Source organism: Thalassospira profundimaris (assembly GCF_003326675.1).
Classification (GTDB): domain Bacteria; phylum Pseudomonadota; class Alphaproteobacteria; order Rhodospirillales; family Thalassospiraceae; genus Thalassospira; species Thalassospira aquimaris.
On record NZ_JPWF01000001.1, the window covers coordinates 18,939 to 42,157 of the forward strand.

A 23,219-nucleotide genomic window follows, 5' to 3' on the forward strand; every position below is an offset into this window, starting at 1 on the left:
GGCGGTCCCGATCCTCCGAAATTCCGTTTACTGCTGGCATATCGGGGCTCCAACACGATTAGACAACCCGTGAAAGGCCCCGCAACTGTTTAAAAATGCTACCTGATCACCGATCAGCGGTCAAAAAGCAATCAAGATTGCGTACAGGAATAATTTTCCGCACCACCCCCGCCCGCGATCCAGCGACCAATATCGGCAATCACCACCGGCCCGTTCAGATCACGCAACAACATATGATATCCCGCATCATAAAGGCAGCGGTGATAGAACACGATCCCGGCCTCTGCCAAATCACGATCAAGGGCCGTCACCGCATCGGGCGGAATGACCTGATCCTGTGCGCCGGACAGCAACAATGTCGGAACGCTGATATCCACCGCACGCTTGTGCGCCAGATCCATGATATCGGCGACCCCGGCAATCAGATCAACGCGCACGGACGACATCATATTGGGATCACGTGACAGCCGGCGCAGCATCTCGATATTATCCGACGGCCAGATATCAAGCCCCTTTCCGGTCAGGGGCAACCACGGAAAACTGTGCGACATGACGGCAAGCGAAGCCGTCTGATACCAGGGCATCATGTCGCGGTTCCACACCGCCGGGGCAACGAGGATCAAACCATCCATCAGATGCCCGCGGCTGGCGGCTGTAACAATCGCCACCGCCCCGCCCATCGAATTACCCAAAAGATAAACCGGCTTGCCGGGATATCGGGCACGCAACAGTGTCAGAACATCAGATGCATCATTGACCATGGTGCTGATCCCGGCCCAGAACGGCCGCGACGGACTGCGCCCGAACCCGCGCTGATCAAAGGCATAAACCGCAATTCCGATGCGGTGATTCTTGCCCAGCCCATCCCCCAGTTCCATGAATGCATTGGCGTAATCCCCCATCCCGTGCAGGGCAAGAATCACCGCATCGGGATTTTCAACATCGCCCCAATGTTGCAACGGAAGCTCCGTTCCGTCAGCAGCGCGGAACATATCGGTTTCCAGCGATGTTTGCGCAATCGGCGGACCTGCGGGCCTGATCTTCGGCGCACAGGCAGAAAGCCCGGCCAGAAACGCAAAGACCGCAAAAAGGCGCATGAAAGATCGGATCATGGAACGTGGCATCCAGATGCGGGGCATGGAAAACCCGGTTTTAACAATGGCATCAGCCAGTTAAGGCCAAAAAGAAAAACCCCGCAAGCAATTGCGGGGTTTCGTAACGTTCGGGCAAACAAGGAATGCGTCCTGATTTTATCAGGCTGCCTCGCCTGCACGCAGCTTGTCATTATCGCGGGTCAGCATCAGGAAGATGTCTTCAAGATCGCCTTCCTCGGTCGACAAATCCTTGATCGCAAGGCCACTGCCCTGCACGGCCTGAAGGATTTCGGCCATCTGGGTGTTGCTTGGACGGTAATGCAGGGCAATCTGGTTTTCGGATTTAAGTTCGCCACCCCATTGTGCAAACACATCGGGGACCGCGTTCAATTCGTTGTTCACGGTCAGAACCAGAGTCTTGTGATCAATCCGGCGCAGCAGGCTGCGCTTGTCTTCATGGGCAATCACATTGCCTTTGTTGATGATCGCGATTTCATCACAAAGTTCTTCGGCTTCTTCAAGGTAATGGGTGGTCAGAATGATCGTCACCCCGGCATCATTAAGCTTTTTGACATAGGCCCAAAGCTGCTGACGCAGTTCGATATCGACACCCGCGGTCGGTTCATCAAGAACCAGAACCGGCGGGGTATGAACCATTGCCTTGCCAACCAGAAGACGGCGACGCATCCCGCCCGAAAGCGATCTGGCGTGCGAGTCTGCCTTGTCGGCAAGGCCAAGGGCGGCCAGAATCTCGTCCGTGCGGCGTTCGGGTTTGGGCACACCATAAAGGCCTGCCTGCAATTCCATCACCTGACGCGGGGTGAAAAATGCATCAAGATTCAGTTCCTGGGGCACAATCCCGATCGAGCAGCGCGCAGCACGCATCTGGGCTTCGATATCGTAACCCCAGATTTTTGCCGTCCCGCTGGTCTTGGTAACGAGACCCGCCAAGATATTGATAAAAGTAGATTTTCCGGCACCATTCGGCCCCAGAAGGGCAAAAAACGAACCGCGCGGGATTTTCAGGGAAACATTATCAAGGGCCAGTTTTTCGCCATTTGACCCCTTATAGATCTTTGTCAGCCCTTCGACTTCGATGGCATAGTCGGGCATTGCAGTCATAAGTCAGTGATCTCCACTCTTTTCCACGTCGCCGGTTTGCGCTAAGACGATGGGGCGCCATGCGATGCGGAAGTATTGATTGAATATGCCCAATCGGTATCATTCCCGGGAAACCGGGGTCAATGCTGAGCTCAGCACGCGGCCAATCCCGATGGTCACACAAGCCTGAAACAGGCAAACTTGGAACTGGATATATGAAGATCACCGAAGAAATCAAAGTCGGCACCCTCAATGTTGCTTGCGACGGCGGTAAAGGCCACCTTGGTCACCCGACTGTTTACCTCAATCTCGAGGACAAGGGCGAGGTGGTCTGCCCGTACTGCTCGAAAAAATACATCTTCGACAAATCCCAGGCTGATCACGCAGCACATTGATCTGCCCTGCTCGTAAACGAGTACAAGCATTGCGCGGGGGCCGACAGGCCCCTATCTGACGCAGGCTTTTGCGGATCATACTCTGTCACCTGCCTAATGCTGTCGTGATCCCATCACGGCCAAATCCACGGGGAACTTCCATGACGTCTTCATCGCCCACGCTCAACAGCTACCGCGCTTTGCCGGACCCGGAGGGACATTTCGGCAATTTCGGTGGTCGCTTTGTCGCCGAAACCCTGATGCCGCTGATCCTTGAGCTGGAGCAGGCATATAAAGACGCCAAAAGCGACCCCGCCTTCAAAAAGGAGATGGATTACTATCTCCGTCACTATGTTGGCCGTGCGAACCCGCTTTATTTTGCCGAACGCCTGACCGAGGAACTCGGCGGTGCAAAGATCTATTTCAAGCGTGAAGACCTGAATCATACCGGCGCGCACAAGATCAATAACTGCATCGGCCAGATCCTGTTGGCCAAGCGCATGGGCAAAACCCGTATCATCGCCGAAACCGGCGCCGGTCAGCACGGCGTTGCCACCGCAACGGTTTGTGCGCGTTTTGGTCTGCCCTGCACGGTCTATATGGGTTCAAAGGATATCGAGCGTCAGTCACCGAACGTCTTCCGCATGCGTTTGCTGGGTGCCGAAGTCAAACCTGTTGTTTCGGGTTCCTGTTCGCTGAAAGACGCGATGAACGAAGCCCTGCGCGACTGGGTCACCAATGTTGAGGATACCTTCTACATCATTGGCACGGCTGCTGGTCCGCACCCCTACCCGGAACTGGTACGTGATTTCCAGTCGGTAATTGGCAACGAAGCCAAAGAACAAATCCTTGAAGCCGAAGGCCGCCTGCCCGATCAGGTGCTTGCGGCCGTCGGTGGCGGATCGAACGCCATCGGCCTGTTCCATCCTTTCCTTGATGACAAGGATGTCGAGGTTGTCGGCGTAGAAGCCGCCGGTCACGGCATTCATACCGGCAAACACGCTGCCAGCCTGTCGGCGGGCAAGCCGGGCGTTCTGCATGGCAACCGCACCTATCTTTTGATGGATGACGATGGCCAGATCAAAGAAGCCGACTCGATTTCGGCGGGCCTTGATTATCCGGGCATCGGGCCGGAACATAGCTGGCTCAAGGATATCGGGCGTGCCCGTTATGAACCGATTGGCGACAAAGAGGCGCTTGAAGCCTTTAAACTTTGTTCCGAACTTGAAGGCATCATTCCGGCACTGGAATGCAGCCACGCCATCGCCCAGGTGATGAAAGAAGCACCGAAAATGGGCAAGGACAAAATCATCCTCATGTGTCTGAGTGGCCGGGGTGACAAGGACATCTTTACCGTGGCCGAAGCACTGGGAGTAGAATTGTGAGCGACGCTATCATTGGCGGCCAGGACCGCATCGCCAAACGTTTTGCCAAACTGAAGGAAGAAGGCCGTGCCGGTCTTGTAACCTTTATCACCGCTGGCGACCCGGACCCGGAAGCTTCGTTCGAGATCCTCAAAGCCCTGCCCGAAGCAGGTGCCGATATCATCGAACTGGGCATGCCGTTCACCGATCCGATGGCCGATGGCCCCGCGATTCAGGAGGCATCCAACCGTGCGCTTGCCGCCGGTATGCATATGCGCAAGACCCTGTCGCTGGTCCGCGGTTTCCGCGATCAGGACCATGAAACGCCGATCATTCTGATGGGCTACTACAACCCGATCTATATTTATGGGGTTGCGGAATTCCTTGAAGATGCGCGCAATGCCGGGGTTGATGGCCTGATCGTGGTCGACCTTCCGCCGGAAGAAGACGCCGAATTGTGCGTTCCGACGGTCGAAAAAGGTCTTTCCTTCATCCGTCTGACCACGCCGACCTCGGATGACAAGCGTCTTCCGAAACTTGTTCAGAATACATCGGGCTTTGTTTATTATGTGTCGGTTGCCGGGGTTACCGGTGCCGGTTCGGCAAGCAATGACCAGATTATCGAAGCGATGGCACGCCTGCGCCGTCATACCGATCTTCCTATTGCTGTCGGCTTTGGCATCAAAACCGCCGAACAGGCCGCCGACGTTGCCAAACAGGCCGATGCAGCCGTGGTCGGATCGGCAATCGTATCAAAAATTGCCGAAAGTCTTGACGAAAACGGCAAGGCCACCGATAAGACCGCCTCTATGGTTACCGGCCTTGTGCGCGAACTTGCAAACGGGGTCAGAAACGCGCGCAAATGATGTGCGGCGTTTGTAATAGAACCGATATAGACAGAACCAAGGATCAGTATCCGATATGTCGTGGCTGACTGAATTCGTCCGTCCAAAGATTCAGAAACTCGTTCGCCGTCCTGATGTGCCAGAGAACCTTTGGCACAAATGCAAATCGTGCGAACAGATGATCTTTCACCGTGATCTGGCAAAGAACAATCATGTTTGCCAGCATTGCGGACATCACATGCGGATTTCCGCCAAGGAACGTCTTGAGCTTCTGTTTGATGGCGGGAACTACCAGACCATCGAACTGCCGAATGTTCCGGTTGATCCGCTGAAATTCCGCGATCAGAAGAAATACACCGACCGCCTCAAAGCAGCACAGGCCAAGGCAACCTACAAGGATGCACTGGCCGTTGCCCATGGCGAGGTTGGCGGTCATCCGACCGTGATTGCCGTTTTCGACTTCTCCTTCATGGGCGGCTCGATGGGCATTGCCGTTGGCGAAGGCATTGTTGCCGCCGCCGAACTGGCAACCGTTCAGGATGCTGCACTGATCATCGTTCCAGCATCTGGCGGTGCGCGTATGCAGGAAGGCATTCTCAGCCTGATGCAGATGGCACGTACCACGGCCGCGATCGAGAAGGTCAAGGAAAAGGGCCTGCCCTATTTCGTGCTTCTGACCGATCCGACCACTGGTGGTGTTTCCGCATCCTTTGCCATGCTCGGTGATATCCAGGTTGCAGAACCGGGTGCACAGATCGGCTTTGCCGGTCGTCGCGTGATCGAAAGCACCATCCGCGAAAAACTGCCCGATGATTTCCAGACTGCCGAATATCTTCTGGAACACGGCATGGTCGATATGGTTGTGCCACGTAACGAACTGAACGCGACCTTTGGCCGTCTGATTGACATGATCCGCCGCACCAAACCGGGTGCTGCCATCGTGCCGATCAAGGATGCCAAAACCAAGGCTTCCAAGTCCAAAGACCTGAGTGCGGACAAATAACTTGGCCCGAAGCGACGCAATTCTTGCTCGCCTTGGCAAGCTGCACCCGAAAGTCATCGATCTTTCGCTAGGGCGGATTACCCGGCTTTTGCAAAAGCTCGGTAATCCGCACCTTTCCTTGCCCCCCGTCATTCATCTGGCAGGTACCAACGGCAAGGGATCGACACAAGCCTATCTGCGCGCCATCTATGAGGCCGCCGGACTTACGGTCCATTGTTCGACTTCGCCGCATCTTGTGCGTTTTCATGAACGCATCACCCTTGCCGGTGACATGATTTCCGAAGATGTCCTGTGCGACCTTCTTGAAGAAGTCGAAACAGTTAATAACGGCGAATCCATTACATTCTTTGAAATCACACAGGCCGCCGCATTCCTTGCATTTGCGCGCACCCCTGCCGATGTTCTGGTGCTTGAAACCGGACTTGGCGGACGGGTGGATGCATCCAATGTGATTGACAGGCCTGCGGCCACCGTGATCACCCCGATTTCACTCGATCATCAGGGTTTCCTTGGCGATACGATTGCCAAGATCGCCTTTGAAAAGGCCGGGATCATGAAACCCGGCGTAATCAGTGTTCTGGCTCCGCAGATGCTGGAAGCCTTCAACACGCTGGTGACCCACGCCAACAGCATCCATGCCCCGATCTTCTGCGATTTCGCGATTACCGATGAACGCAAAGACGGCTTTGGCCTGCGGATCGAAGACGATCACATCAACCTTCCTTTGCCCGCCCTTCCGGGCCGTCATCAGTTTGTGAATGCCGCAACCGCGATTGCCGTGGTCCGCAAGGCCGGAATTCCCGGCTGTGACGGCATGAACACGGATATTCTGGCCACAGGCCTTAAAACCGCCAAATGGCCTGCACGGCTGCAAAAACTGACCTCAGGGCCGCTTTTTGATGCCCTACCCGATGGCTGCGAGCTTATTCTGGATGGCGGACATAATATTGCCGCCGCCGGGGTTATTTCCGACTGGTTATCACGTCAGGAAGCTGGCGATACCGTGGTCATGATGGGAATGCTCGATAACCGCGATGCAACGGCATTCCTCGAACCGCTTGCCGATCAGATCACCGCACTTGCCGGTGTACCGATCCCCGGCGAACATCAGGCGCATCTGCCCGCAACCCTGCGTGATGCGGCAGCTGCCTGTGGCATCAAATCGGCTTTTGCCTGCGATGATTTTGATCAGGCGATGACGGCCCTGCTATCTGCCTGTCCGAACCCGAAACGCGTTTTGATCCTTGGGTCACTGTATCTGGCTGGTTTGATTCTGGAACGTCACGACTGATTGGTCTTGACCACCTCCAGCACCCATGATTGCATCCTTTCTTGCGTTTTCCCGGTCAAATATCTATACCACCGTATAGATATTTCTCCATCCCAAGAAGAGGACTTGTCGAATGTCGACCCATAGCAGCGGACTTTTAAAAGAACAAAGAACCGACAAGGTCCTTTCAATAAAGGCTGCTGCTTATCCAGCCTCTTTCAAATCGCAAATAAGCAAAAACCTGCAAACGGTTGCGACGGATTTCTTACAGAGATTCAGTCTGACAGAGTGTCAGAACGATCTGCTCGGGTATTGGGGGTTTGTCATTGGCTTTGAAACAAAGCTTGATGTCGCCAAGACAAGTGAAAGTCTGGCTGCCAACTTCCATTCTACGCAAATAAGCGGAAGTGACATTGCGCAGTTGTTCAGCCTGGCGCTTGAAAAAGTTACAGAAGCCGCACTGGCAGGATCGCGCTGGAAGCCGGGTCAGGCAATGACACTTGTGAAGTCAGCTCAGACGGCCTTCCTTCAGGCGCAGGAAATTCTGACACATAAACTATGCGAACATCGCTTCGCCAGCCTGCAAGCCAATGCCGGTAGCCAGTTCGCGGATGGGATGCTTGATCAAAACGTTGATCTGTCCATGTCGATTAACGAGGTTGCCATTACCAATTCGACACTTCTTAAGGAAATGGCCGATATTGATGGCCAGGCCCAGTCAATTGCAGCAGCCGTTGAAGAAATGGCAACAGGCATTGCAACCATCAGCGAAAACTCACGCGCAGTTGCCGAAAAATCCCAGAATGCCCGCGAAACAGCACATGCCGGGGCGGCAACAATTTCTGAAACAGCAACCAATATGCGTCGCGTTGCCGATGCAGTGAATGATGCGACCCGACGCGTCGAATCCCTTGCAGAAACGTCGGAAAAGATTGGCGCGATGGTCGAAACAATCGAAAATATTGCCTCTCAAACCAATCTTTTGGCCCTGAACGCGACGATTGAGGCTGCCCGCGCAGGTGAAGCCGGGAAAGGATTTGCCGTTGTCGCGGGCGAAGTTAAAAACCTGTCAAGTCAGACAGCCAAGGCTACTGTTGATATTCGCGATAATATTGTGATGTTGCGCGAAGAAATTACCGGCATTGTCGATGCAATGCGTGCAGGCGCCGAAGCTGTAGAAGCTGGCGATGCATCGATGAACGAGGCCGTCGGATCAATGAACGGGATTGGCGATATGGTGGCCGATGTCACTGATCGCATGGCCGACGTGGCTGCCATCCTCGAACAACAACAACAAGTTGCTTCAGAAGTATCAGACCGGGTTGGCAATATCGCTGCGGATACTGCAGATAACGTCAGGCGTATCGAAAACAGTATCAGCGCAACCGATACCGTGGTCACCAAAGTCGGACAGCAAATCGGTGCCCTGGCAGAGTTTGACGTCCCCAAAAAGGCAATCCGTATCGCAAAATCCGATCACGTCATCTGGAAGAAACGTCTGGCGGATATGCTGGCCGGGCGCGAAGCCCTGTATGCTGATGAACTCTCCAGCCATATGAGTTGCCGACTTGGCAAGTGGTACTACAGTGAAGATGGCAAGAAACTTGCCGGTAGCCCGGCCTATCGGGAAATTGAGGGACCGCATAAAATTGTTCATGAATGCGGGATTAATGCCGTCAAGCGTTACAACGCCGGGGATATCGACGGGGCACTGAAGCAATACGCGAAAGTCGAGGAAGCATCACGAGAAGTCGTTCGTCTGCTTGATGCTTTGGTGAAAAGTTGATTGAAGAACAGATCATAACTGGCTGATATAAAACCTGATTGAAAAATACCCGGAAAAAGACTGTCCTTCCTTGCGGGAGATATCAGTTAATTATCCGGGTATTTTCATACATAGATAAAATAAAATTCCCTAATATACTGAACGGGAAAAGATTTCTCAGCAACCAACACGTACTTATGAATCACACATCCGGCAGTTTGACTCTGGGCTTATCCCCGCTACCAGCAAATTGATCTTGGCCATCTGTCCGGCGCAACCGCAAATTGCCTGCCGTGTGGACGCGACGACGATCACCTTTGACCGGGGGTGGCAAGCCATCTCGACTACCGGATGATCCGGCCGCCGGGGATGTTGAAAGATCACCATATTTGGCGGTTTCACGTTTTACTTTCTGGCCGGTGATCCACGTATATCCAAGGACATACAGCAAAAATCCCCCGACCCCGACAGTCAGGATCAGGAATTGCAGAACCGGGATGAAGCTGCCGAAAACCTGCCCGCCGCCATAGATCATGAATATGCAAAGGGCTGCGACCGGGGCAAGCGCCAGGAAAAAGATCCCCCTGACCTTGTGGCGGATCGGCCCGTAATGCATCAGCATCGCATAGAACAGATACATCAGTGCGACAAACACCACGAGTTTGATCAACAGAATGAAATGATCAAAGTTGGCCAGATTTTGGTTCCGCTCATAGATGCCGAATACCTTGAACAGACCATGGACAATCAAACCGAAACTGCCAAAAGTCAGGATAAAGCGCAGCCAAACACCGACGCGAAAAAAGCTGCGCCATCCTGTGTCACCCGCATCCGATCCACGGCGACCTTTTTTGTTTTTTTTGCGCTGCCGACTGGCAAGCTTCATGTCATCTGAAAGCTCACGCGCCGGACCTGCGGTCTCCACCCCGATGCCCTTGGGGGTGAAAATCGGTTTGTCTGATTTCCGGGCCACGAACCCGTTCTCCCATGTCCCTTGGGATTAACTTATTTGCTACCATAGCAATCCCGGACAAAACTGATAAGCACAAACAGACAACCGCAATTAAATCATCGGAAATCCGCGTGTTACCTTATATGTTTCGGGTTCGGAACATTATCAAATTCCGCAAACAATCATCAGACAAATATACTGACAAATTCTGTCAGCAGGTCGGGTCTTTTTGGGGTATCGGGTCAGGCTATACTCGACTTGGCAGCCCGGATCGGGCATTCTGCGAACCATCATTTTCCCTCAAGACAAGAGCACGAAACGTATGACTGATTCTGCCCCGTCCAACCCCGATACTTCTGCCGGCTCCCCGCCGCGCCGCGTCGTACTGGTTGACGGTTCCGGCTTTATTTTCCGCGCTTTCCATGCCCTGCCGCCAATGACCAGCCCGGACGGGACCCCGGTCAATGCGGTTTATGGCTTTTGCACCATGTTGATGAAGCTGCGCGAAGATACCAAGCCCGACCATATGGCAGTCATTTTTGACACCAAGGGCAAGTCATTCCGCAACGATTTCTTCGCCGATTACAAGGCACATCGTCCGCCACCCCCAGAAGAACTGGTTCCGCAGTTCGGCTTGATCCGCGATGCGACACGCGCCTTCAATCTGCCATCCATCGAACTCGAAGGATACGAGGCCGACGATCTGATCGCCACCTATGCCCGTCAGGCCGAGGCACAGGGTTCAGACGTAATTATCGTATCTTCGGACAAAGACTTGATGCAACTTGTCACTGACAAGGTGCAAATGTTTGATGCGATGAAGAATCGCACCATCGGTGCTGCCGAAGTCATGGAAAAGTTCGGCTGCGCGCCGGACAAGGTTATTGATATTCAAGCCCTTGCGGGTGATTCCGTCGATAACGTGCCGGGCGTTCCGGGAATTGGCATTAAAACAGCAGCCCAACTTATTGATGAATATGGCGATCTTGATTCTCTACTGGAGCGCGCAGGCGAAATCAAACAGCCGAAACGCCGTGAAAAGCTGATCGAGAATGCCGATCTTGCCCGTATTTCCCGTGATCTTGTGACCCTTAAAACCGATGTTCCGGTTGTCGAGGATCTTGATGGTTTCGATCTTAAAGAACCGGATCCAGAAGTTCTTTTAAGCTTCATCGCAAGTCACGGCTTTAAATCACTGCTTTCTAAAGTAAAAGCCAAGTTCGGCGGTGACGTTGAATTTGAAAGCCCGACCCAACCCGGCATTGGCGTCAATGAGGTCAAGGTCGAAAAGGCCGAGTACGAACTGGTACAGGATGAAGAACGCCTGAAACACTGGGTCGCGCAGGCTGAATATCTTGGCACCGTCGCCGTTGATACCGAAACCACATCGCTTGATGCCCATCAGGCCAAGCTTGTCGGTGTGTCGCTGTCGACCGAACCGGGTAATGGCTGCTATATCCCGCTGGGTCATGTCAGTGGTGAAGCCCAGGGCGGCTTTGACTTTGGCGATAATCCGGCCGAAAGCAAGGACACGCCAAAGCAGATCAAGCTTGAACGCGCGATCGAGATTCTCAAACCGCTGCTTGAAGATCCGGGTGTCCTTAAGGTCGGTCAGAACCTGAAATATGACATGATCGTTCTGGCCCGCCACGGCATTACTGTTGCGCCGATGGATGACACCATGGTGCTGTCCTATGTCCTTGATGGCACCAGCCACGGCCACGGCATGGACGAACTGGCTGAACTGCATCTGGATTACAAACCGATCAAGTTTGCCGATGTTTGCGGATCGGGCAAAACCCAGATCACCTTTGATCAGGTGCCCCTCGACAAGGCGCTGGATTACGCGGCCGAGGACGCCGATATCACCCTTCGCCTGCATCGCTTGTTAAAGCCGCGCATCGCACAGGAACATATGGCAAGTGTCTATGAGACGCTTGATCGTCCGCTGGTGCCGGTTCTGGCACAGATGGAGCGTCTTGGCGTCAAGGTCGATGCCGAAATCCTTAAAAACCTGTCCGAAGATTTCGCCAAACGCATGGCAAGCCTTGAAATCACCATCCATGAAATGGCGGGTGAGCCGTTTAACCTTGGCAGCCCCAAACAGCTTGGCGAAATCCTGTTTAATAAAATGAGCCTGCCGGGCGGCAAGAAAACCAAAACCGGTGCATGGCAAACCGGGGCGGACGTCCTCGAAGGTTTGGCTGCCCTTGGTCACGATCTTCCGGTCAAGCTTCTGGAATGGCGTCAGCTTTCCAAACTGAAAAGCACCTATACCGACGCGCTTGCAAACCATATCAATCCGCAAACCGGGCGCGTTCATACCAGTTACGGTCAGACCAACGTCAATACCGGGCGTTTGTCCTCGAACGATCCGAACCTGCAAAACATCCCGATCCGCAGCGAAGAAGGCCGTAAAATCCGTACCGCTTTTGTCGCAGAACCGGGTCACAAGCTTATTTCTGCCGACTATTCGCAGATCGAGCTGCGCCTTCTTGCCCATGTTGCCGAGATCGAAGCCCTGCGCACAGCCTTCAAAAACGGCGAGGACATTCACGCCGCAACCGCATCAAAGGTCTTTGGTGTGCCGATCGAGGGCATGGACCCGATGGTTCGTCGCAAGGCCAAGGCGATCAACTTTGGCATCATTTACGGCATTTCGGCCTTTGGTCTGGCCAATCAGCTTGGCATTCCGCAAAAAGAAGCCAAGGCCTTTATCGAAGCCTATTTCGAGATTTATCCGGGCATTCGCACCTATATGGACGAAGCCAAGGCATTTGCCACCAAACACGGATATGTCCGCACCCTGTTTGGCCGCAACATCCATATCAGCGGCATCAATGACAAAAACGGCATGCGTCGTAGCTTTGGCGAACGTGCGGCCATCAACGCCCCGATTCAGGGCGGTGCGGCCGACATCATCAAACGGGCAATGATTGCAGTTCCGGATGCCCTTCTTGATGCCGGGCTTAAAACCCGGATGCTGTTACAGGTCCACGATGAATTGATCTTTGAAGCCCCGGAAGACGAGGCCGAAAAAGCGATCAAAGTCATCCGTGACGTCATGGAAAACGCCGCCCACCTGTCCGTACCGCTGATCGCGGAGGCCGGTATTGGCGATAGCTGGGCGGATGCGCATTAATCTGCGTGTACTGATCCAATGCAGATGCAAAAAGGCCGGGCATATGCCCGGCCTTTTCATTTATCAACGAACTTGAGTTCTTAAAGACCAAGAACTTCGCGCATGGAATAAAGCCCCGGTGCCTTGCCCTCGGCCCATTTCGCGGCACGAACCGCACCCTTGGCGAAGACTTCGCGCGATGATGCCTTGTGGGTGATTTCAATACGCTCGCCCTCGCAGGCAAAGACAACTGTGTGATCGCCAACCACATCGCCGCCGCGCAGGGTTGCAAAGCCGATGGAGCCGTCTTCGCGCGCGCCGGTAAAGCCATCACGGGTGCGAACCGCAACATCATCAAGATTGACCCCGCGGCCCTTTGCCGCAGCTTCACCCAGACCAAGGGCAGTACCGGACGGTGCATCTACCTTGTGCTTGTGATGCATTTCGACGATCTCGATATCGGCAACATCCTTATCAAGGATGCTTGCAACCTTTTCGACCAGCGCAAAGGCCAGATTGACACCGACACTCATATTCGGGGCAAAGATGATCGGGGCCTTTTGGGCGGCCACTTTCAACTCGTCTTTCTGGTCATTCGAAAGTCCAGTGGTGCCGACCACAAGGATCGTGCCGGTTTCGGCCGCAAGCTGTGCGTGTTTCATAGTGGCTGCCGGTGCAGTGAAATCAATCACCGCATCGACAGTTTCAAAAAGCACCTTGGCATCGTCGCCAACCAGAACGCCACTTTCTTCAAGACCGGCAATCAGGGTGACATCCTTGCCGATGAACGGGCTTCCGGGCAGATCGGTGCCGCCACCAACCTCAAGGCCCTTGGTCTTTGCGGTTTCATTTACCAGCATTCGACCCATACGGCCCGCACATCCAACAATCCCGATCTTCATTTCCGGTCTCCAACGATCAAAGCATCAAACATGCAAATGCTTTAACACATGCCGCGCCGTGATGACATCACCGGAAATGCCGATCTGGCTGTTTCCCGCAGCTTAATGGGCCGGGATGGCCTGTGCTGCAATCCCGTCAAGTTCGGCAATCGCATCGGCAGGCAATGAAAGTTCCGCCGCGGCAAGGTTTTGCGCCAAATGTGCCCGCGAAGATGTGCCCGGAATCAAAAGGATATTGGGCGAACGTTGCAACAACCAGGCAAGGGCAACCTGCATTACCGTCGCGCCAAGACGGTTGGCAACGTTCGAGAGAATGTCTGATTGCAGCGGTGAAAATCCGCCAAGCGGGAAGAACGGCACATAGGGAATGCCATCCGCTGCCAACTCGTCAATCAGGGCATCATCTCCGCGATGGGCAAGATTGTACTGGTTCTGGATACATACAATGTCACAGATTTTACGGCCCTCTGCGATTTGGGCGGCAGTCACATTCGAAAGCCCGATATGGCGAATAAGACCCTATTGCTGAAGTTCGGCCAGAACAGTCAGCTGTTCTTCAATGGAGCCTTCTGCCGGGCCATGCAAACCGTGCATCGAGCGGAAATTGACCACATCAAGCACATCAAGACCAAGATTGTGCAAATTGTCATGCACAGCCGCACGCAGTTCATCGGCAGAAAGGGCCGGAAGCCATGACCCGTCCGCACCCCGCTTGGCGCTGATTTTGGTCACGATGGTCAGATCATCACCATACGGATGCAGGGCTTCGCGGATCAGTTGATTGGTAATGTGCGGGCCGTAAAAATCGCTGGTGTCGATGTGATTGACACCAGCCTTGATCACCGCACGCAAGACGGCAATCGCGCCATTACGATCCTTGGGCGGGCCAAAGACACCCGGACCGGCAAGCTGCATGGCGCCATAGCCCATACGTTTAACGCGACGATCACCGATCATGAATGTTCCGGCCTGATCAAGATTGCTCATGAATTTCTCCTCACCCGGGACGGGTTGAATGATTGGGGGATTGGTCTGCGCAAAAGGTAGGCGCTGGCTGCCTGATCAACAATCCGGTACAATTGATACAGACTGTACGGATTATCGAACAATGAAGCTTGATCTTGGCAATATCACGGCCTTTGTCACCGTCGCGCGCGCGGGCGGTTTCCGCGAAGGGGCACGCCTAAGCGGCAATAGTGCATCGCGACTAAGCGAACAGGTCAGGCGGCTTGAAAGCCAGCTTGGCGTGCGCCTGTTTAACCGTTCAACGCGCAGTGTTGCCTTGACCGAGGCCGGGGAAAGCCTTTTGGCCCGTCTGGCCCCGGCACTTGGCGAGATGGAGCTTGCCCTTGATGTCGTCAACAGTTTCCGCAATCGTCCGGCCGGAAACCTTAAACTGAATGTGCCGACCGCCGTGGCAAGGCTGGTTCTGCCACATATCATTCCCGATTTCCTGGCAGCCTATCCCGAAATTCGGGTCGATATCATCGTCGAGGAAAGCTTTGTCGATGTTTTTGCCGAGGGGTGCGATGCCGGCATCCGTTATGACGAATCCCTTGAACAGGACATGATTGCCGTTCCGATTGGACCGCGTTTTCAGCGCTTTGCAGCCGCAGCATCACCGGAATATCTTGCAAGATGCGGGACCCCAAGCCATCCACGCGACCTTCTGGAGCATGCCTGTATTCGGGGCCGCTTTGCCAGTGGCGCAACCCATCCCTGGGAATTTGAACGCGGCGACGAAAGCCTTGCCCTGCATACAAACGGGCCCTTGATTGTCCGTCCGGGCGGGGGCACGGACCTTGCCGTTGAAGCCGCCTGCGCGGGCACAGGGATTGTTTACCTTTTTGAGGACTGGTTGCAGCCCTATTTTGCCAACGGACGTCTGGTGCCGATCCTACGCGACTGGTGGCCCCAATTTCCGGGACCGAAGCTTTATTATTCCGGCCGACGGCTTGTGCCCACGCCGCTGCGTACCTTTATCGACTTCATCAAGGCCAATCCGGCCCGGTCATAGAAAGTCTGAGGCAAAAGAAAACCCCGCCGCGGATAACCGGGCGGGGTTTTATCTTTAATGCTCCACACAAAGAAACACCTGGAAAACCTTAATCAGTCAGGTCTTTCCAGATTTCCTTCATCTTGGAGAAGAAGCCTTCGCTTTCGGGGCTTGAGCCTTCTTCGCGGGAAATCTCGTCAAATTCGGCCAGCAGCTCTTTCTGACGTTCCGTCAGATTGACCGGCGTCTCGACGCTGATTTCAACAAACATATCACCACGGGCCTGCGAACGCAGAATGGTCATACCCTTGCCGCGCAGACGAAGCTGCTGACCCGATTGGGTGCCCGCCGGGATGTTGATCCGGGTGCGCGTGCCTTCGATGGTCGGAACTTCGATGGTTCCGCCAAGCGCGGCCTTGCTCATCGGGATCGGAATCCGGCAATAGAGGTTGGCACTTTCGCGCTGGAAGAAGCGATGATGGGCGATATCAAGGAAGATATAGAGATCACCCGGAGGTGCCCCGTTTGTCCCTGCTTCGCCTTCGCCTGCCAGACGAATACGCGTGCCGTCTTCGACACCGGCCGGAATGGTGACCTGAAGGGTCTTTTCCTTTTCAACGCGACCAACACCGTGGCAAGCCTTGCACGGGTTTTTGATGATCTTGCCTTTGCCATGACAGCTTGGGCAGGTGCGTTCAATCGTAAAGAAGCCCTGCTGTGCGCGAACCTTGCCGTGACCATTACAGGTCGGGCAATTGACCGGCTGCGAACCGGCTTCGGCACCAGTGCCATCACATTCGTCACAGGAAACAGAACCCGGAATGGTGATCTCGGCCTTTTTGCCTTCGAACGCTTCTTCAAGCGTGATCGCCATATTATAGCGCAGGTCCGCCCCGCGAGACGATCCGCCGCCACGGCGTCCACCGCCCATGGCACCGAAAATCTCGTCAAAGACGTCGGCAAACCCGCCGCCGCCGAAACCACCGCCAAAGCCGCCACCACCGCCGGGGCCACCCTGTTCAAAGGCAGCATGCCCGAAACGGTCATAGGCCGCGCGCTTTTCCTCGTCCTTAAGGACTTCGTAGGCTTCGTTAACCTGTTTGAATTTTACTTCGGCCTCGGCATCGCCCGGATTTTTATCCGGATGATACTGCATCGCTTTTTTACGATAGGCGCTTTTCAGCTCGGCTGCGCTCGCCCCTTTGGCGACACCCAACAGCTCGTAAAAATCTTCTTTCGCCATCTGTAACTCCGAAATACGGTCGGGCCGTTCCCGCAATCCTTGCGTCCGGAACGGCCCGATTTTTCTTTACAGGGCGTCGTTCAAGACGACCTCTGCGGTCGTCTTACTTGTCTTTTTTGCTGTCATCGACTTCTTCGAAGTCGGCATCAACAACACCATCATCAGCCTGCGAAGCAGATGCACCGGCGTCTGCGCCTTCAGCACCTTCTTCGGCCTGCTGTGCCTGATACATGGCTTCGCCAAGTTTCATTGCAGCCTGCTGAAGTTCATTGACCTTCGCGGTGATGGCATCGGCATCTTCGCCGTCTTTGGCTTCTTTCAAAGCCGAAAGGGCGTTTTCGATTTCCGACTTGGTACCTGCATCAACCTTGTCGCCATGCTCCGAAAGGTTCTTTTCGGTTGCATGAATGACGGCTTCTGCCTGGTTGCGGGCTTCGACAAGTGCCTTGCGCTTTTTATCAGCTTCGGCATTGCTTTCCGCATCCTTGACCATGTTTTCGATTTCGTCGTCCGAAAGACCACCAGATGCCTGAATGCGGATCTGCTGTTCCTTGTTGGTCGCCTTGTCTTTGGCGGACACGTTGACGATACCGTTGGCATCAATGTCAAAGGTCACTTCGATCTGCGGAACGCCACGCGGTGCCGGCGGGATACCAACCAGATCAAACTGGCCAAGCATCTTGTTATCAGCAGCCATTTCACGTTCGCCCTGGAAGACGCGGATGGTCACGGCCGTCTGATTGTCTTCAGCGGTCGAGAAGGTCTGCGACTTGCGGGTCGGGATCGTGGTGTTACGGTCGATCAGGCGGGTGAAGACACCACCGAGCGTTTCGATACCAAGTGACAGCGGAGTAACGTCAAGCAGAAGAACGTCTTTGACGTCACCCTGAAGAACGCCACCCTGAATTGCTGCGCCAAGGGCAACAACTTCGTCCGGGTTCACGCCTTTGTGCGGTTCGCGACCGAAGAACTCTTTAACGCGTTCCTGAACCTTCGGCATACGGGTCATGCCACCGACCAGAATAACGTCGTCGATTTCACCCGCGGTAATGCCGGCATCTTTCAGAGCCGCTTTACACGGGGTCATGGTGCGTTCGATCAGATCACCAACCAGACCTTCAAGCTTCGCACGCGACAGCTTGATGTTAAGGTGTTTCGGACCGGATGCATCAGCCGTGATGAACGGCAGGTTGACGTCGGTCTGCATCGACGAGGAAAGCTCGATCTTGGCTTTCTCAGCAGCTTCTTTCAGGCGCTGAAGGGCCAGACGGTCTTTACGCAGGTCGATCTGCTGTTCTTTTTTGAACTCGTCGGCAAGGTAATCAATGATCTGTTTGTCGAAGTCTTCACCACCAAGGAAGGTATCACCGTTGGTCGATTTAACTTCGAAAACGCCATCGCCGATTTCGAGAACAGAAACGTCGAAAGTACCGCCACCAAGGTCATAAACAACCACGGTGCCGCCGTCTTTCTTGTCCAGGCCATAAGCCAGTGCAGCAGCAGTCGGCTCGTTGATGATACGTTTGACTTCAAGACCCGCAATCTTGCCGGCGTCTTTGGTTGCCTGGCGCTGGGAGTCGTTGAAATATGCCGGAACGGTAATAACGGCTTCGGTTACCGGCTCACCCAGATGGGCTTCTGCGGTTTCCTTCATTTTCTGAAGCACCATGGCTGCGATCTGGCTCGGCGCCATTTTCTCGCCATTGACTTCAACCCATGCGTCGCCGTTTTCACCAGCAACGATTTTGTACGGGACGAGGTCTTTGTCTTTTTCGACTTCCGGATCACCATAACGACGACCGATCAGACGTTTGATCGCGAACAGGGTGTTTTCCGGGTTGGTCACAGCCTGACGTTTTGCCGGCTGACCGACAAGGCGCTCACCATCACCGGTGAATGCGACCATCGACGGGGTGGTACGGGCACCTTCACTGTTTTCAATCACGCGGCCTTCTTTGCCGTCCATGACTGCGACGCAGGAGTTGGTGGTGCCAAGGTCGATACCAATAATCTTACCCATAGTAAGTTCCTCTTTTAGCGGCCGGTCCGTCCCGCAGCCTCCAAACTGAAGCGCCGCGCAGGACCTCCTGGGACCAATGGTTATAATACACGCAAATTTTCTGGGGTCTCTTTATCACCCCGCGCACCTATATATGAAAGTCCCCACAAAGTCGCAAGCGGTCAAAGTGGGGAATCTTGGGTGATTTTGGCATTCAAAGTGCAATTTTTATCCAATGACGGACAATATCACCGGGTCGAGTGGGCCATTCCGATGATTTGAGCCCCTTTTCCACCCGTAAAGCTCTGCTTTTCAAATCCTTCATGACCGGGTTGCAAAACCCTCAGATCACCGGGCGCGGGCCGCAATATCGGCAGGATTGCAGCGGGTATGACGCAACACATCATCAAGCTTGTCGGCCAGATCGGCTTTTTCATCCGCCCCCAAAAAACCGGCAATTTCGAATTTTTCGCCATGCGTTCGCAAAAACAGCGCGCATTGATCATCTTCGCCGCGTTCAAGAACAACGCGCAGCCAGTATGGTTGAAAATCAAACTCCTGCCGGTCACCCCGCACCGAAATCCGCGTCACCCGCAAATTCCCGGTGGATAATTCAATGCGTTCTTCCTGACGGGCAGACCGGAAACTGAAATAGAACGCAAGCGACAGCAAAACCACATCCACCCCCAGAAATCCGATCACCGGCCACGCCCCCACCGACCAGAAAACCAGACCGATACAGGTGGTCAGGGTTGCCAGCATCAGGACAATGTTGCGGGCCGCCCGGCGCGACAACGACCGGGGCGGAAACAAATCCACCCGATAGATCGGCTTGGCACTGCGTGGCACGGCTGTCATTTGATGTGACGTCCTGTTGGTCATAACGGGACTTTGCAATAGCCCGTCAAACTCGACATGGCTTAGAGTCATATATAATCAGAGTTCGATTTTTCATCCCGCCCCCTTTATATATTGTCAGAACAGGAGATCGGATCAGGGACAGCATGTACTCACTGCTTACTGTCCCAAAATCGGCTGAAAATCAGCCCGCAAAACAAGAGATTAAAGTCCATGGCCCGCCCGATGAACAAAGCCGCCATTGAAGAGTTTTTCCAGCGTCTGTCCGATGCAGACCCGGAACCCAAAGGCGAGCTGGATTACACCAATCCCTACACGCTGCTTGTCGCTGTTGCCTTGTCCGCACAGGCGACCGATGTCGGGGTCAACAAGGCGACCAAAAAGCTGTTTCAGATTGTCGAAACCCCGCAGGATATGCTTGATCTCGGGGAAGAAGCCCTGATTGATCACATCAAGACCATCGGGCTTTATCGCGGCAAGGCCAAGAACGTCATGGCGGCGGCCAAAATCCTTGTTGAAAAGCATGGCGGCGTGGTCCCCAACGATCAGGAAGCCCTGGAAGAACTGCCTGGCGTTGGCCGCAAAACCGCCAATGTGGTGCGCAATATCGCCTGGGGCGAACATACCATGGCGGTTGATACCCATATTTTCCGCCTTGGAAACCGGACGGGTATGGCCAATGGCAAAACGGTTCTGGCTGTGGAAAAGGGCCTTTTGAAAAAGGTGCCGTCGCGCTTTATGACCCATGCCCACCACTGGCTGATCCTGCACGGGCGTTATATCTGCAAGGCACGCAAACCGCGTTGTGGTGACTGCATCGTCAACGATCTGTGCAATTTCAAAGACAAAACGCCTGCCGAAGCATAATCCGGCAGGCGTTCAAAATCATTCAGATCAACTTGACCGTAACCGGCATATTGCCAGATCAGAAAACCTGATCAAAGCTTGCCGGTGCCGGGGCTACAACCTTTGCCCCTTCGGGCTGGATTTGCATGATCGCATAGCCGCGTTCCGATTGCCCGTCGGCGGTCAGACGGAAAATGCCATCCACACCGACAAAGCCGCTTGGATTGGTCAGGGCATCACGCGACATATTGTTTTCATCGCGCGCCATCAATGCCGCCAAAGCAGCACTGTCATAGGCTAGGCTTGAAATACGCGGCGGCGGGTTGCCGAATGTGCGTTCAAACCGGCTGGCAAACAGGGTCCAGTTTTCCGGGTTCGGGGCGGCAAAGATGCCACCCTTCAGGGCCGGCTCGGTAAACAGGCCCGGATCGTTCCAGCCAAAGGTGCCGATAAACTGCACGACCGACGGATCGATGTCAAAATAGGCCAGAAGGGCTGATACCTGACGCAGATCACCGCCGGTTGCCGGCAGGATCAAAGCATCAAAATCAAGCTCGCCATAGGTGTCAACACCTTCAAGGCGGCGAAGCGCACGTTTGGCCCCTGCACTGCCATCGGCTTCAAGTTGAGCCTTATGGGCACGCAAATTGGCGCGACGTGCGTCATAATTGGCAAAATCACGAATGGTTTTCTGCAAGTCTTCCGAACCCGGCTGATAGAACGCCACCCGGCCCAGAGACCCGCCGACACGCGATACCAGCCCGCTCAGCGCACCGGCAATCTGGCGACCGTAATCGTTTTGCGGCAACAGAGCGGCGAACCGGAAATGCCCCTGACTGGTGGCATAGCCGACAGCGCGGGCAATCTGGTCTTCGGGGATCAGGCCACTGACCCAAACACCGTTTTCGGCAACCCGGCGGTTATTCGAAAAAGCAATCACCGGGACATTGGCCGATTTGGCAACTTCGCTTGCACCGCTTACCGATTCGGAAAACAGCGGACCGAGGATCATTTTTGCACCGGCCTCAACCGCCTGACGGGCGGCGTTCTGCCCACCCTGATAGGTTCCGGCCGTATCAATCGGCATCAGGACAAAGTCATCACCGGCAATGTCAAACATCGCCAGCTCGGCGGCATGGCGCATGGCACGACCAAGATCGGCATGCTGCCCCGAAAGGGGTAACAAAAGCGCGACCCGCTTTTCAAAAACCGCGGCTTCGTCATTATAAAGTGCGGGAAGTTCGGCCCCCTCGCCTTCGGGCAAGGCGGCGTCACTTGGCCAAGGGTTGGCATCGGGAATCAGACCCTGATCCGGCGCACCCATCGGATCGACGGTTGGCTGATTGGCGGTTTCCACCGGGGCACCACGTTGCGTACCAAACAGGTCCGTGATACTCGTGGTCGCATTACATGCGGCAAGCCCGACAGAGAGGACAACAACAGATGCCGTCCGGCGTGCAATCCGGCCCCAGGCCGAACCCCCATTCAGATTCTGCAACGCCTGACGCGGCAGCGCCTCATTCTGCATCCGATTCTGTGACGGATGACGTTTCGGACAACCCAATCTCACCTCCCGATAAGTCGTTTCGCACGCAGGGTAATGCGGGCGAGGATGCAAGTAAACATGATGAAAGCCATTTGCCGCTTTCATCCGGTCTTTATCTTGTTGCTACTCCAATCGGAAATTTGGGCGATATTACGTTCAGGGCACTCGAAATCCTGAAACGCGCCGATGTTATTCTGTGCGAGGACACCCGCACGTCGGGCAAATTGCTGTCACGTTATGGCGTCAAGACCAAGCGAATCGCCTATCACGAACATAACGCCGCCAAGATGCGCCCCGAAATCATGGAACGCCTTGGCAAAGGCCAAGGACTGGCACTGATTTCCGATGCCGGAACGCCATTGATCAATGATCCGGGCTATAAACTGGTGCGCGACTGCAAGGCAGAGGGCTTTAACGTCACCGCCGCACCGGGCGCGTCATCGCCGATTGTCGCCCTTATTCTTTCGGGATTGCCCAGCGATCATTTCTTTTATGCCGGTTTCCTGCCGCCCAAAACCATGGCCCGGCAAAAGGAACTGTCACGTTTTACCGCCATTCCGGGCAGCCTGATCTTCCTTGAAAGCCCCAAGCGACTGGCGGCAAGCCTTGCGGATATGGCAAATGTTCTGGGTGCATCACGTGAAGCCGCCGTTACCCGCGAACTGACCAAAATGTTTGAAGAAGTACGCAATGGCACCCTTGGCGAACTTGCCGCCCACTACGAAGAAGCCGGCGCACCCAAGGGCGAGATCGTGATCATTGTCGGCCCGGCCGATGCCGCCGACAATGAACCCAGTGCCGATGACATTGATGCCCGGCTGCTTGAACTGATCAAGACGCACCGGACCAAAGATGCGGCCGATATCCTTGCCAAGGAAACCGGCCTTAAAAAGCGCGATCTGTATAACCGCGCGCTTGAACTGGCCAAGACGGAGTAGCC

18 protein-coding genes and 1 pseudogene are annotated in these 23,219 nt (G+C 54.6%); 10 read left to right on the forward strand and 9 right to left on the reverse strand.

Annotated features, from left to right (window positions below; translation table 11 throughout):
* Positions 1-131: 131 nt before the first annotated feature.
* Both TH19_RS00100 and TH19_RS00105 read right to left on the reverse strand, forming a co-directional pair.
* Positions 132-1,112 (reverse strand): alpha/beta hydrolase, encoded by a 981-nt coding sequence (locus TH19_RS00100; RefSeq protein ID WP_258547756.1) that lies wholly within the window; start codon positions 1,110-1,112, stop codon positions 132-134.
* 141 nt (positions 1,113-1,253) lie between these two features.
* Entirely contained in the window at positions 1,254-2,216 is a 963-nt protein-coding gene (locus TH19_RS00105) for an ABC transporter ATP-binding protein (protein ID WP_114100301.1), read from the reverse strand.
* 194 nt (positions 2,217-2,410) lie between these two features.
* On the opposite strand from TH19_RS00105, the gene TH19_RS00110 reads away from it, so the two are divergent.
* From TH19_RS00110 to TH19_RS00135, 6 genes are all read left to right on the forward strand, one after another.
* Positions 2,411-2,590, forward strand: a complete 180-nt coding sequence (locus TH19_RS00110) for a zinc-finger domain-containing protein (protein ID WP_101247009.1) — start codon at positions 2,411-2,413, stop codon at positions 2,588-2,590.
* 140 nt (positions 2,591-2,730) lie between these two features.
* Positions 2,731-3,954 carry a tryptophan synthase subunit beta gene (gene trpB / locus TH19_RS00115; protein WP_114100302.1) on the forward strand — a complete coding sequence of 408 codons (1,224 nt, stop codon included), beginning with the start codon at positions 2,731-2,733 and terminating at the stop codon, positions 3,952-3,954.
* Positions 3,951-4,799 carry a tryptophan synthase subunit alpha gene (gene trpA, locus TH19_RS00120; protein ID WP_114100303.1) on the forward strand — a complete coding sequence of 283 codons (849 nt, stop codon included), beginning with the start codon at positions 3,951-3,953 and terminating at the stop codon, positions 4,797-4,799. Before trpB ends, trpA begins: the two co-directional genes overlap by 4 nt.
* Before the next feature lie 55 nt (positions 4,800-4,854).
* On the forward strand, positions 4,855-5,781 hold the full coding sequence (gene accD / locus TH19_RS00125; protein WP_114100304.1) for an acetyl-CoA carboxylase, carboxyltransferase subunit beta: 927 nt from the start codon (positions 4,855-4,857) through the stop codon (positions 5,779-5,781).
* 1 nt (position 5,782) lies between these two features.
* Positions 5,783-7,072 (forward strand): bifunctional folylpolyglutamate synthase/dihydrofolate synthase, encoded by a 1,290-nt coding sequence (locus TH19_RS00130; protein WP_114100305.1) that lies wholly within the window; start codon positions 5,783-5,785, stop codon positions 7,070-7,072.
* 400 nt (positions 7,073-7,472) lie between these two features.
* Complete coding sequence (locus tag TH19_RS00135) at positions 7,473-8,837, forward strand: methyl-accepting chemotaxis protein (protein ID WP_181846254.1); 1,365 nt, start codon at positions 7,473-7,475, stop codon at positions 8,835-8,837.
* Positions 8,838-9,018: 181 nt separating this feature from the next.
* Here the strand turns inward: TH19_RS00135 and TH19_RS00140 are convergent, their stop codons facing one another.
* A complete protein-coding gene (locus TH19_RS00140; RefSeq protein WP_114100307.1) occupies positions 9,019-9,789 on the reverse strand; it encodes an ABC transporter permease family protein in 771 nt (256 codons plus the stop codon).
* Positions 9,790-10,090: 301 nt separating this feature from the next.
* Between TH19_RS00140 and polA the strand changes: the two genes are divergently transcribed.
* On the forward strand, positions 10,091-12,910 hold the full coding sequence (gene polA / locus TH19_RS00150; RefSeq protein ID WP_114100309.1) for a DNA polymerase I: 2,820 nt from the start codon (positions 10,091-10,093) through the stop codon (positions 12,908-12,910).
* Positions 12,911-12,990: 80 nt separating this feature from the next.
* On the opposite strand, the gene dapB is transcribed toward polA, so the two are convergent.
* Both dapB and TH19_RS00160 read right to left on the reverse strand, forming a co-directional pair.
* Positions 12,991-13,791 carry a 4-hydroxy-tetrahydrodipicolinate reductase gene (gene dapB, locus TH19_RS00155; RefSeq protein WP_114100310.1) on the reverse strand — a complete coding sequence of 267 codons (801 nt, stop codon included), beginning with the start codon at positions 13,789-13,791 and terminating at the stop codon, positions 12,991-12,993.
* 102 nt (positions 13,792-13,893) lie between these two features.
* Positions 13,894-14,778 (reverse strand): annotated as a pseudogene (locus tag TH19_RS00160) (aldo/keto reductase family oxidoreductase).
* A gap of 121 nt (positions 14,779-14,899) precedes the next feature.
* Here TH19_RS00160 and TH19_RS00165 point away from each other — a divergent pair.
* Positions 14,900-15,808: a LysR family transcriptional regulator gene (locus tag TH19_RS00165; protein WP_114100311.1), complete on the forward strand. Its 909-nt coding sequence runs from the start codon at positions 14,900-14,902 to the stop codon at positions 15,806-15,808.
* Positions 15,809-15,896: 88 nt separating this feature from the next.
* On the opposite strand, the gene dnaJ is transcribed toward TH19_RS00165, so the two are convergent.
* The 3 genes from dnaJ to TH19_RS00180 form a co-directional block, all read right to left on the reverse strand.
* The gene (dnaJ, locus tag TH19_RS00170) at positions 15,897-17,030 is read right to left on the reverse strand and encodes a molecular chaperone DnaJ (RefSeq protein WP_114100312.1); all 1,134 of its coding nucleotides are present in this window, start codon (positions 17,028-17,030) and stop codon (positions 15,897-15,899) included.
* A gap of 103 nt (positions 17,031-17,133) precedes the next feature.
* Entirely contained in the window at positions 17,134-19,050 is a 1,917-nt protein-coding gene (dnaK, locus tag TH19_RS00175; RefSeq protein WP_114100313.1) for a molecular chaperone DnaK, read from the reverse strand.
* 327 nt (positions 19,051-19,377) lie between these two features.
* Entirely contained in the window at positions 19,378-19,887 is a 510-nt protein-coding gene (locus TH19_RS00180) for a DUF2244 domain-containing protein (RefSeq protein WP_114100314.1), read from the reverse strand.
* 225 nt (positions 19,888-20,112) lie between these two features.
* Here TH19_RS00180 and nth point away from each other — a divergent pair, with 225 nt between their 5' ends.
* Positions 20,113-20,754: an endonuclease III gene (gene nth / locus TH19_RS00185; protein WP_114100734.1), complete on the forward strand. Its 642-nt coding sequence runs from the start codon at positions 20,113-20,115 to the stop codon at positions 20,752-20,754.
* A 58-nt stretch (positions 20,755-20,812) separates the two neighbouring features.
* Here the strand turns inward: nth and TH19_RS00190 are convergent, their stop codons facing one another.
* Complete coding sequence (locus tag TH19_RS00190; protein WP_258547757.1) at positions 20,813-22,297, reverse strand: penicillin-binding protein activator; 1,485 nt, start codon at positions 22,295-22,297, stop codon at positions 20,813-20,815.
* Between the two features lie 74 nt (positions 22,298-22,371).
* Between TH19_RS00190 and rsmI the strand changes: the two genes are divergently transcribed.
* A complete protein-coding gene (rsmI, locus tag TH19_RS00195; RefSeq protein ID WP_181846255.1) occupies positions 22,372-23,217 on the forward strand; it encodes a 16S rRNA (cytidine(1402)-2'-O)-methyltransferase in 846 nt (281 codons plus the stop codon).
* Positions 23,218-23,219: the final 2 nt, after the last annotated feature.